Origin of the sequence: Shewanella sp. SM32, from assembly GCF_025654235.1 — a bacterium.
Classification (GTDB): Bacteria; Pseudomonadota; Gammaproteobacteria; order Enterobacterales; family Shewanellaceae; genus Shewanella; species Shewanella oncorhynchi.
The window spans coordinates 102,950-115,388 of the sequence record NZ_JAKKRO010000002.1; the positions used below are offsets into that span (position 1 = coordinate 102,950).

A 12,439-nucleotide genomic window follows, 5' to 3' on the forward strand; every position below is an offset into this window, starting at 1 on the left:
TTTTTGTATCGTTTAGAACAAAAAGGACACAAACTTTACGATACTGAATTACCCACAATCCTTATGGGTGACAGACGTTATGCAGCTCTAAGTTAGTGCCGATATCTTTATTTCGATCGGCTTTGGCATCGTCATTACGCAGTTGCGTCAAGTGATCTAAATAAGCTTGGTCAACGTCGTTCGTGATGTAGTGACCATCAAATACAGACGTTTCGAAACGTTTAATCGCAGGATTTTCCATTCTTACCGCTTCAATTAAATCGGGTAAGTCTTGGAAAATAATGCCATCAGCACCAATTAACTTGGCGATTTCATCGGCATCACGACCGTGGGCAATAAGCTCATTCGACGTTGGCATGTCAATACCGTACACGTTCGGGAAACGAATTTCCGGTGCGGCAGAGGCAAAGTACACTTTCTTAGCACCTGCTTCACGGGCCATTTCGATGATTTGCTCAGAGGTCGTACCGCGAACGATAGAGTCGTCCACCAACAGGACATTTTTGCCTTTGAACTCAGTGTTAATGGCATTCAACTTACGACGCACTGACTTCTTACGCTCCTGTTGACCAGGCATGATGAAGGTACGGCCAATATAACGGTTTTTCACAAAACCTTGGCGGTACGGTAAATCCATGCAACGGGCAATTTCCAGCGCGATATCGCAAGAGGTTTCAGGAATAGGAATAACCACGTCGATATCGTGATCGTACCATTCCTTCTTAATCTTCTCGCCAAGCTTAGCGCCCATGTTGACGCGACTTGCATATACAGACACTTTGTCGATCGTCGAATCTGGACGGGCAAAATAGACGAATTCGAAGATACAAGGTGCATAGCTAGGCTCGGCTGCACATTGACGGGTATACAGCTGGCCGTCAATTGAAACATAAATCGCTTCACCCGGTGCCACATCACGCATCACTTCAAAGCCAACGGCATCAAGTGCCACACTTTCAGAAGCCACCATGTATTCAGTGCCAGTGGCGGTTTCGTGCTTACCTAATACTAAAGGACGAATACCAAATGGGTCACGGAACGCAACTAAGCCTTGACCAATAATCATGGCAACAACCGCGTAGGCGCCACGAGCTTGTTGGTGTACGTTAGCGACCGCATCGAACACTTCTTCCGACGTCAGGGTCAAACTCGTGGTTTTTTGCAGTTCGTCGGCCAACAGGTTTAACAAGACTTCAGAATCCGAAGTGGTGTTCACATGACGACGTTTTTTGATCAGCCCTTCGGCTAATTCGACTGTGTTGGTTAAGTTACCGTTATGGGCTAATGAGATCCCAAATGGCGAGTTAACATAGAAAGGCTGCGCTTCAGATGCGCTTGAACTGCCCGCAGTTGGATAACGCACATGGCCAATACCAGCATTACCTTGTAGGCGTTGCATATGTTTGACTTCAAAAACGTCTTTAACCAAACCATTGGCTTTACGTAGTCTGAAAGCACCACGATCAATGGTCACAATACCTGCCGCATCCTGACCTCTGTGCTGCAACACTGTCAGTGCATCATAAATGGTCTGATTAACCGATGATTGGCCAACTATTCCGACGATACCACACATGGGTAAGCTTCCTCATTGTAAGATGTTCTATCACTTAGGATTATTTTATTTTCTTTCTTATAGTTTGGGTACAAAGCTGGAGGTATTTTCCAAATAGTCAAAAAACCATTGAATAACAACGCCAAATTCGGGTACTAGCACAGAATCTTTCCACCATTGGGAGTTGGGAGAGCCTGTAAAAGCATCCATGAAAAACAACAAGGCACTCACAATAAGCGCGCCTCGAATAGCACCGAAGCACAAGCCCAAAAGCCTGTCAGTGCCAGATAATCCGGTTTTGACAACAAGTTGTCCGAGAATATAGTTAACTAAGGCACCGAGTACCAAAGTGGTAATAAAGAGGATGGCAATAGAAACGCCATTACGCAGCATCTCATCGTTCATTTGTGTTAAGTGAACGGCAAGATCTTGGTAAAATTGGCTGGCAACAAAGAAAGCCGCAAACCATACCACTAAGGACATGGCTTCTTTGGCAAATCCACGGATCAGACTGATGAGAGTCGATAATCCGATGACGAATATGATAGCGTAATCAATCCAAACCATTGAGATGGCTTTCCGACATGGGCTTTAAGACGGCGCGATTCTACCAGAGACTGAAACGATTCTCACCCCTAGTGAGGTAAATAAATCATTTTCAGTCTCGTGTGTTGTATCACCATTAAGATTCTAAGGGATTAAAAGGAACAATCCAGCCCTTGAGACGTGTAAGGTTTTCCACCTCAACTTGTACTTTCTTCAGCTTTGCCTCAGACACATCGGGTCCGACAAACACTTTGGTTAATACGCCATCTTTAGGGTTTTCAGGAATAGTGTACGCTTTAAAACCACTCTTACGCAGCTGTGCAACCAAGGCTTTAACATTCGTTGCGTTGTTAAAACTGCCAAGCTGCAAGGTAAAGCCACTTTTCAAGCTGTCACGGCTGACCACTTTAACGGCATCCTCTTTGGCTGCACTGGCTTTGGGCGTTTCTGCTTTAGGCGTTTCTGCTTTAGGCGTTTCTGCTTTAGGCTTTTCAGCCTTAGCCACAGTAGTCGCTTTAGCGTCCGCTTTTTTAGCCGGCTCAGTTTTTACAGTGGCTTTAGGCGGCTCTTTTTTAGCTTCAGGTTTCGTTTCAGGCTTAGGCTCTGCTTTTTTTACATCAGGCTTAACGTCTTTCTTAACATCTTGCTTTGCGACTTCGATTACTGGCGCAACGGCAGACTTTTCATTGTCAGCATTAACTGGCATTTCGGCTAAGGCGACCTCAGTCCCATTCAGCGCAGCAGCATCCTCGGCCGACAAGACTTCAAACATATCATCGTCGGCTTTTTGCTGCTCAATCACGGTCGGGCGCAAAGGAATTTCGGAAAACTGCTCTTCTTGGCGATCTTTTTTGCCATCCAAAATATCCGGCAAAAAAATTACCCCAAGCGCAACCAGCACTACAGTGCCGACTAAACGATTATGAAACTGGCTAGACAAAACTGACTTCCTGCATAAATTGAGACTTAAAACCTGCCACAGTGTAAAAGGAGCCAAACACAATTACCACATCATCTGGGTTAATTTGCGCTTTTAATGCAGACCAAGCCTCAGATATGTCCTCAAACTCAAATGCAGCAGCCTCAGTGGCTAATGTTTTGCGTAGCATGGCCGAACTCGCGCCACGCTCACCGTGCAGACTGACCAAATACCAAGTGTCGATCAGTGGGTTGATCACAGGCAACACACCTGCGATATCTTTATCCTTCAACATGCCGCAAAGGGCGAAGACGCGCTTACCCACAACGATTGGCGCTAATTGTTGTACCAAAAACCGCGCCGCATGGGGATTATGGGCAACATCGAGTAACACTAACGGCTTCTCACTCACCCGCTCTAATCGACCCGTTAACCGAGCCGTGCTAATACCCTCAGCAATAATTGAAGGTGTGATATCCGGCCAGCCCTGTTCAATCACTGCCAATACAGTCGCCGCATTAGGTAATGGCAAAGTTGGTAACGCTAAATCGTGCAGTTTGAGCACTTGACCTTGAAAATCCCACACATTGCCATGGGCTTGATAACTGAATTCGTTACCGACGCGATACAAGATGGCGCCAACCTCATTGGCGACATCATTGACAGTGTGTGGCAAGTTGGGTTCACCTACAATGGCAGGTTTACCACGGCGGAAAATGCCCGCCTTTTCACGGCCCACAAGCTCACGGGTATTACCGAGATAACTTTCATGGTCTAAATCGACCGACGTCAGTACGCTAATGTCGGCATCGATAATATTGGTGGCATCTAACCGTCCACCTAAACCGACTTCTAAGATAACCACATCAAGCTGAGCGGTTTTAAAGAGTATCAAGCCTGCAAGCGTAGCGTACTCAAAAAAGGTCAGAGAAATATCGCCGCGCGCGGCTTCAATTTGCTCAAATGCCGTAACAAAACCGCTATCACTGACATCGCTACCATTGATACGCACTCGCTCGTTGTACTTCAGCATGTGTGGCGAACTGTATACGCCCACAGTCAAACCCGATAAGCGCAGAATATTTTCGAGCATGGCGCAGGTGGTGCCTTTGCCGTTCGTCCCCGCCACTGTCACTATCTTGGTTTGACCTAAATCCAAAAGACCAAGGGTTTGCGCGACCTTAGAGACACGGGTTAACCCCATATCGATTTCGATTGGATGTATAGATAGCAAATAATCCAACCACTGTTCCAATGCTGCATTTGACGCTGGTACTGTAAGCATGTCCGTATATCCTCGTATTCGATTATCTCTCAAATAAGATCTTTTCAATCCAACATGAATAATGGCCCAAGGGCGAGCTTAGGTAATTGATATTGTTCTGGATAAGTCACATCAACTAAATAGAGTCCATGGGGTTTAGCCGTTGCTGCGGCTTGGTTTCTGTCTTTTAACGCGAGCAAATCGCCCATCCAAGTCAGTGGCTGATTACCTAGACCGATTTCTAACAATGAACCGACAATATTGCGCACCATGTGATGCAAGAAAGCATTCGCAGCGATATCAACAATCACATACATACCTTGGCGCGTGACATTAACGCAATGCACATTACGAAACGGTGTTTTCGACTGACACTGGACAGCGCGAAAGCTAGTAAAATCCTGCTCACCCAAGAGTGCCTGTGCCGCTTGGTGCATTTTGTCAGCATCGATATTGCCGTGATAATGGCTTACACCATGGCGTAAAATCCCAGGGCGAAAAGTGTGATTATAAATCACATAGCGGTAGCGTCTGGCGGTCGCCGAAAAGCGCGCATGGAAACTGTCGTCGACTTCTTTGACCCAACGTACGGCAATATTGTCGGGCAAATTAGCATTCACCCCTAAGGTCCATGCACCTTCATTACGAATGGCATTGGTTTCAAAATGAACCACTTGGCCTGTGGCATGCACGCCCGCATCGGTACGGCCAGCGCAGAAGACGCCGATAGGCTCATTAGCCACTATCGATAACGCCCGTTCTAATTGCCCTTGTACTGAATCGACTTCGGCCTGACGTTGCCAGCCAAAATAACCATTACCGTCATATTCAATACCTAATGCAATCCGCATCCACTTATCCTCACAATTGATTTAGCGGCGCATTTTATCACAGCAGCCCATAAAAAAAACGGCGCTGAAGGCGCCGTTAGATTGAAACACTCTCAATCGGGATTAACTAATCTCTTTGAGCAAACGTCCAGCTTCATCCTGCTGGCGCTCGTTACCGTCAATTTGCACTTCTTTGAGCAGGGCTTTCGCACTGTCGCTGTCGTCAATTTCGATATAAGCACGCGCTAAATCCAGCTTAGCGTTGACTGAGTTTTCTTCATCATCAACATCGATCATCGCGGCATCACCGATTAAGGCACCGACATCACTCATCTCAACGTCAACTTCCGAATACAAATCGGTATCTGCGCCCTCTTCATCGGCATCATTCAGCAACTTGTCGATGTCGATAAAACCGTTTTCATTTTGGAAACTGGTTAAATCATGGTCAGGAACAAACTTTTTCTGCGCTTTTCGCGACTCCTGGGCATCGAGTGCAGCCAAGGCTTCATCGACGGTAAGATTATGATCATCGACCAGAGAGAAACTGTCTTCCGACGTCAACACATCTTCATCGTCATAATCTGTATTGGCTGTAAAAGCGGCGAGCACATTATCGTCACTTAAGTCGAGCCCTTGCTCAAGGTCCAAATCATCCGTGTCTTCTTTGATATCAAGTTTAAAATCTTCACTAAAATCAATATCGTTACGCGTAGCCTTAATGGGCTTCTCTTGAGAAGCATAATCGAGCGCTGTGGCATCTTTGTTAGGCTCAACATCATTAGCCGTTACATCTGCTTGCGTTGCCAAAGGCTTAGCCTTAGGCGCAAAATCTAGCTCTGAGTCCCAATCGAGCACATGGGGATCTTTGCTCTTATTGGCTTTTAAATCATTAAAGAAAGAAGATTCTTTTTCTTTAACACTGGCCGCGGCTGCAGCTGCGGCCAAAGTGACTGCGGCCGTCGCTAATACATCAGCGTCGTTATCGTCACTCAATTCCTCGACTAATGTAAAAGTATCATCGGTGCCGTCGATAGAGTGAGCCGCACCTATGCCTTTAAGTAAATTATCTTCGTCAACTGAATTGTCTTCTGAATCGAGTTGCGCCGTTTCCATATCAAAGTCGAATTCATCTTCATCGGCATCCAATTGCTCCGGCACATCAAACTCAGCTAAGAGTGCATCTAAATCATCATCACCTGACGCTTCACCTTTTATGTCTTCCGGTAACGAAGCTTCTAATTCTGCGGCGATTTCTGCACTGATATCATCATCTTCTGCATCGACTTTGAGTTCAGGCTCAGCATCAAAACTCGCCAGTAGTGAATCAATATCATCGGATTCTTCTACGCCTAATTCATTAAGCTCATCGTCTAACTCAGCGGCAATTTCAGCACGAATATCGGGCTCGACTTCAGGTTCAACCGCTGGCGTCGGTTTATCAAAATCCGCTAACAGAGCATCAATATCATCGGTATCTTCCACACCCAGCTCATCAAGCTCAGCGTCTAACTCTGCGGCAATTTCAGCGCCGAGGTCGGGTTCAACTTCAGGTTCTGCTGGTTTATCGAAATCGGCTAACAGGGCATCAATGTCGTCGGTATCTTCTACGCCCAGTTCATTAAGCTCAGCGTCTAGCTCTGCGGCAATTTCAGCGCCGAGATCAGGTTCAACTTCAGGTTCTGCAGGTTTATCGAAATCGGCTAACAGGGCATCGATGTCATCGGTGTCTTCTACGCCCAGTTCATTAAGCTCCGCATCTAGTTCAGCAGCAATTTCAGCGCCAAGATCAGGCTCGACTTCAGGTTCTGCAGGTTTATCGAAATCAGCTAATAAGGCATCGATATCATCAATGTCTTCTCCGCCAAGTTCATCATCTAGCTCATCACCGAGTTCTGCCGCGATGGCAGCACTGAGATCTTCATCATCAGACGCAACAATGTCTGGTGCAGGCGCTTGTGCAATCTCAGTATCTTCAGCAGGAACACTAAACTCGGCAAGTAATGCATCAAGATCATCGTCATCCGCGATGGCTTCATCGGCAGGTTTAGTGTCTGCGACTTCAACATCATTCAGCTCAGAAGTAATATCATTACTGTCATCTTCTTGAGCTAAATCGCTCGCAAAGTTACGCTCTAATTCACTTAAATCGGCTTCGGTGCTGTCGCCAGAAGTGCTGTCGTCAGAACCTAGGCCCGCTAATAGTGCATCAAGATCGGCTTCCTCAAGAATATTGCCAGATTTAGGTTTCTCTTCAGGAATATCCTCTTCCTGATCGCCCATAGCTTCTGCCCACAAATCATCAAGAGATTGCCCTTCGTCTTCAACCTCTGGTTCGGCAGAGATCCCCGGATCGACAAACATTTCAGAAGCCATATCCATCTGATCGTGGGAGTCAGTCAAATCTTGCTCAGGTTGTAAATCGACACTGCCCATATCAAGAAGACTATCGATGGAGTCCGCATGGTCAGAATCTAAATGTACCGCCATATCGTCTAAATCGTCATCATCCATGTCCATGATGGCGGTACCCGCAATCCCAGCGGCACCGGCGGCCATAACCGCTTCTTGTGTCTGCATTTCACGACGTTCTTTATTGCGTTTACGGCGCAGGAACCAGAACACAGCAAGCAGTAAGAACAAGGCAGGGATCACAGCCGCGGCAATCAATAACACAGGATTATTAAGGATATTGCGCCACAAGTCATCGGGCTCAATAGGTGCCTCTGCCTCTACTTCAGCTTCAACAGCTGTCGTCTCTGGCACTTGCGCAGCTTCAACTTCGGCTTTCAAGGCTTGGTTTTGTAGTTTACTGGCTTGAAGTGTTTCTTCCAGCACAGCAATCCGTTGATTTAATTCTTCAACTTTAACTTTTAGCGCTTCAACATCTGAAGTGCGCACTGACAGTTGATCTTGCGTGCGGGCTAATTCATCGGTTAATGACAGATTTTTGCTTTCTGCCGCTTCTAACCGCGCCGTCACATCTGAACTCAGCATCTTGGGCTTTTCTGGAACAGGTGTTTCAACAACCGCTTTAGGTGGTGTCACTTTCGTTTCAACAATCACCGCAGGAGCCGTGACTAGCGCTTGAGCTGTCGTCACCTTAGCTGGCGGTTTAGATGCTGCTTTCGCCGGAGCCCGAGATTGTCTATCACTTTGCTCTGCTCTGGCTATCGCCATACGATTGGGGATCGACAGCATGACTTCTTTAGACGGAATGAGCAGGATCATACCGCGTTCTAAACTGTTATAACTGGCAGAGTTAAACGCATGAGGGTTAGCATCGTATAAGGCGGCCATCACCTGATAGACGCTTACACTGGCATCAGGACGGACTTTTTGCGCTATGCTCCAAAAAGTGTCTTTCGATGTCGTTGGACCATATTGATGGTTAACTTGACGGATCTGTCCGTCTGGCCCCATGATTTTTAAGGGTTTTAATCTTGGTGTATCTGCAGCAACGGCGGGATCAATAAAATAAGCGGTAGAAGAAACAGCTAAAACAGTGGCCATTAGACCCACAAGATACGAAGTGCGAAATTTCATCAATCCTTCCCTTTGAAGCGCTATAAAGTTATCTCACTGATAACAGGCTTTAGGCAATTGTATTTATTGAGATTACTATAAACCAGAAATCCCCGCCCTGCTACTGTTCACAATTGTAAAACAAAAAAAGCCTGCTGACAGCAGGCTTTTCAATGGGCATCAAATGCAATCTAATGCTTAGTAATAATCTCTCACTAAGATCTCGGCAATTTGCACACTGTTCAAGGCTGCGCCTTTACGAATATTGTCTGACACGACCCACAAGTTAATCCCGTGAGAATGAGAAATATCCTTACGAATGCGACCCACATAAACCGGATCGGTTCCTGCGGCATCGGTCACTGCTGTTGGATAATCATCATCGGATTCAAACAATACCACTCCTTCGGCATTACGCAGTAAAGCTTTAACGTCTTCGGCATCAACAGGCTGACGAGTTTCGATATTAATGGCTTCCGAGTGACCATAAAACACAGGCACACGTACGGCAGTCGCATTCACTAAAATCTCATCGTCACCGAAAATCTTCTGGGTTTCCCAGACCATTTTCATTTCTTCTTTGGTATAACCGTTATCCATAAATTTATCGATTTGTGGCAATACGTTAAAAGCAATTTGTTTTGGATAGACTTCAGCGTCAGCAGGTAAACCTTGCAGTAATTTAGTGCACTGATGCGCTAATTCTTCAATGGCTTTTTTACCTGTGCCCGATACTGACTGGTACGTTGCCACATTAATGCGGCTGATACCATAGGCATCATAAATAGGCTTAAGTGCCACCAGCATTTGAATCGTTGAGCAATTTGGGTTAGCAATGATATTGCGATTGCGGAAATCAGCGATAGCATGCGGATTCACTTCAGGTACAACCAAAGGAATATCGATGTCGTATCTAAAGTGAGAGGTGTTATCAATCACAACACAGCCTGCTTCAGCAGCAATCGGTGCCCATTTGGCGGAAACATCACCACCTGCAGAGAAGAAACCAATTTGAGCTTGGGTCCAATCGAAGGTTTCTACGTCGAGAATGGTAATTTGTTTGCCATGAAAGCTGACCGTTTCACCGGCGCTGCGGCTACTGGCTAAAGGGTACAAATTGGCAACCGGGAAATTACGCTCTTCGAGGATCTCTATCATAGTTTGACCCACTGCGCCCGATGCACCTAAAACGACAACATTAAATTCCTGTGACATAGCTACTGACCGACTCCTGAAAAACCTAAATTGGACAACCAATCTACCTCAGATTGACCGTCATAAGCCAGCGCCAATGCACTAAATTCGCGTCTATGTTGGTGATTTTTTCTCATAGTGTCGAAGCCATTCTCATTTAAGAATGTATTTCTGAACATCTTGTCATCATCGCGCAAATCATAGACAAAACGCGCGAGCTGTAATAACGCTTTTTCATTCGGCGCGGTCGCAAGTTCGACCGCCTTAATGTTAAAGCTTGGCAAGAGATCCAGCAGACTTTTATCGGCAGCAATATTAAGTAACTGACACAGCTTTTGATAGAGCATAAAAGTGCCGCGCGCCTTACCTTCTAAGCTGTAACCTGCAATATGCGGCGTGGCAAATTCAGCCAGTGGTACGAGTTCAGGCATCGGTGTTGGCTCACCTTCCCACACATCGAGTACAAGTTTGAGATCATCACGCTGGCGTTTAGCTCTGACAAGTGCTTTGTTATCTATCACATCACCGCGGCAGCAATTCACTAACCATGTATTGGGTTTGAGCGCCTTTAAGCGCGCCTCATCGAACAAATGTTTGGTTTTATGCTCGCCCGTTCGCGTGATGGGCACATGTAAACTGATGATATCGGCCTGCGCCATGATGGTGTCTAAACTCACAAAACTACGCGGATCGCCCTCTGCAGCTTTAATGGGATCGTTAAGCAGTACTTTAATACCATAGGCTTGCAAACATTTTGCCGTTGCAGTGCCAGTGTTACCCGCGCCCACTATGCCGACGACCTTGCCCTTAAGCGGCGAATCAAACCGCTGTGCTAGCTCCAGCATAGCGATAAAAGCAAATTCCCCAACCGCAGTCGCATTGCAACCTGGCGCATTAGAGAAGGGGATATTACGCTCGGCAAGGTAGGCTAAATCCACATGATCTGTGCCTATAGTGGCACTGCCGACAAACTTCAGTTGATGATTGTCCGAGAGCAACTCGGCATTCACTTTGGTGACTGAGCGCACTAATAACACATCGGCATCGCGCACTTGCACTGCGGTTAACGTGCGGCCATTAACAGGAATAATTTCCCCGAGATCGCCAAATAGCGGTTCAACATAGGGCATATTTTCATCGACTAAAATCTTCATGGGCACCTGATCTAAAAAAAGTGGGAATGGAAGGCATCAAGATGCTCGGTATTCTAACAAGACTAATGGGATAAATCCTTGTCGATGCAACAGGTTTACAAAAAACGCCCATAAAAAAGGGAAGCCTAAGCTTCCCTTCTATCGCGTTTGATAAACAAACTTATTTGAATTTACGCATCACTAGCGTGGCGTTTGTACCGCCAAAACCAAAGCTGTTACTCATGACTGTATTCAGCTCAGCATCGCGATATTCACGCACGATAGGCATATCTTTCGCCGCTTCGTCCAGATTTTCGATATTGATGCTTGGAGCAATAAAGCTGTTTTCCATCATGATTAAGCTGTAAATCGCTTCATGTACGCCTGCGGCGCCTAATGCATGACCTGTCATAGACTTAGTCGATGCAATCGGTGGGCACTTGTCTTTGAAAACTTCACGTAGCGCTTCTAATTCACGCACGTCGCCCACTGGCGTTGAAGTGCCGTGAGTATTGATGTAATCGATTGGGGTATCGACATCCATCATCGCCATTTGCATACAACGCACAGCGCCTTCACCCGATGGCGCCACCATGTCATAACCGTCTGAAGACGCGCCATAACCAATCACTTCAGCGTAAATTTTTGCGCCGCGAGCCAGAGCATGCTCTAACTCTTCAACCACTAAAATACCGCCGCCGCCAGAAATCACAAAACCATCACGGTCTGCATCATAGGTACGAGAGGCTTTTTCGGGTGTGGCATTGTACTTGGTTGACAGTGCGCCCATAGCGTCGAAGCCCATGGTCAGTGTCCAATCCACTTCTTCAGCACCACCGGCAAACACCATGTCTTGCTTACCCATTTGGATAAGTTCAACGGCGTGACCAATACAGTGGGCGCTAGTTGCACAGGCTGAACTGATAGAATAATTCATGCCTTTAATTTTAAATGGCGTGGCTAAACAAGCGCTGGCCGTGCTCGACATGATGCGAGGCACAATATACGGACCTACGCGTTTAACGCCTTTTTCACGCAATGTATCGGCAGATTGTACTTGGTTGGACGATGATGCGCCGCCTGTACCCACAATCAAACCTACGCGCGGATCTGAATACTGTTCTTCAGTTAAATTGGCATCGGCAACCGCTTCTTGCATAGCAATGTAGGCATAAGCTGCCGCATCACCCATAAAACGCAATGCCTTACGATCGATATGCTCAGCAGGGTTTAACTTGATGTCACCCCATACATGGCTACGTAATTGCATCTCTTCAAACTGAGCTGAATGCGTAATACCACTGCGGCCCGCTTTCAGTGACTCGGTCACTTCTTGCTTGTTATTACCGATACTTGAAACAACACCCATTCCGGTGATCACGACTCTTTTCATTTTATTGCTATCCATTGTGTACATGTCAGTACCTACTTTTCGCTGAGCCAATAGTATCTGTTTTGACTCAATTAAGTGGT

General features: G+C 46.4%; 9 protein-coding genes. All 9 read right to left on the reverse strand.

Annotated features, from left to right (window positions below; genetic code table 11):
* Nucleotides 1-61 precede the first annotated feature (61 nt).
* Nucleotides 62-1,576 carry an amidophosphoribosyltransferase gene (purF, locus tag L5M10_RS01360; RefSeq protein ID WP_028761029.1) on the reverse strand — a complete coding sequence of 505 codons (1,515 nt, stop codon included), beginning with the start codon at nucleotides 1,574-1,576 and terminating at the stop codon, nucleotides 62-64.
* 57 nt (nucleotides 1,577-1,633) lie between these two features.
* Nucleotides 1,634-2,122, reverse strand: coding sequence for a CvpA family protein (locus L5M10_RS01365; RefSeq protein ID WP_028761030.1), 489 nt, complete (start codon nucleotides 2,120-2,122; stop codon nucleotides 1,634-1,636).
* A gap of 115 nt (nucleotides 2,123-2,237) precedes the next feature.
* Nucleotides 2,238-3,041 (reverse strand): SPOR domain-containing protein, encoded by an 804-nt coding sequence (locus L5M10_RS01370; RefSeq protein ID WP_263254703.1) that lies wholly within the window; start codon nucleotides 3,039-3,041, stop codon nucleotides 2,238-2,240.
* Complete coding sequence (gene folC / locus L5M10_RS01375) at nucleotides 3,034-4,305, reverse strand: bifunctional tetrahydrofolate synthase/dihydrofolate synthase (protein ID WP_263254704.1); 1,272 nt, start codon at nucleotides 4,303-4,305, stop codon at nucleotides 3,034-3,036. The genes L5M10_RS01370 and folC overlap by 8 nt, the downstream gene beginning before the upstream one ends.
* Before the next feature lie 44 nt (nucleotides 4,306-4,349).
* Entirely contained in the window at nucleotides 4,350-5,135 is a 786-nt protein-coding gene (truA, locus tag L5M10_RS01380; protein WP_028761033.1) for a tRNA pseudouridine(38-40) synthase TruA, read from the reverse strand.
* Nucleotides 5,136-5,237: 102 nt separating this feature from the next.
* Nucleotides 5,238-8,660, reverse strand: coding sequence for a FimV/HubP family polar landmark protein (locus L5M10_RS01385; protein ID WP_263254705.1), 3,423 nt, complete (start codon nucleotides 8,658-8,660; stop codon nucleotides 5,238-5,240).
* 177 nt (nucleotides 8,661-8,837) lie between these two features.
* Complete coding sequence (locus L5M10_RS01390; protein ID WP_131523510.1) at nucleotides 8,838-9,854, reverse strand: aspartate-semialdehyde dehydrogenase; 1,017 nt, start codon at nucleotides 9,852-9,854, stop codon at nucleotides 8,838-8,840.
* A gap of 2 nt (nucleotides 9,855-9,856) precedes the next feature.
* Nucleotides 9,857-10,987, reverse strand: a complete 1,131-nt coding sequence (locus tag L5M10_RS01395) for a 4-phosphoerythronate dehydrogenase (protein ID WP_263254706.1) — start codon at nucleotides 10,985-10,987, stop codon at nucleotides 9,857-9,859.
* 160 nt (nucleotides 10,988-11,147) lie between these two features.
* On the reverse strand, nucleotides 11,148-12,359 hold the full coding sequence (gene fabB / locus L5M10_RS01400) for a beta-ketoacyl-ACP synthase I (RefSeq protein ID WP_041408164.1): 1,212 nt from the start codon (nucleotides 12,357-12,359) through the stop codon (nucleotides 11,148-11,150).
* Nucleotides 12,360-12,439 lie beyond the last annotated feature (80 nt).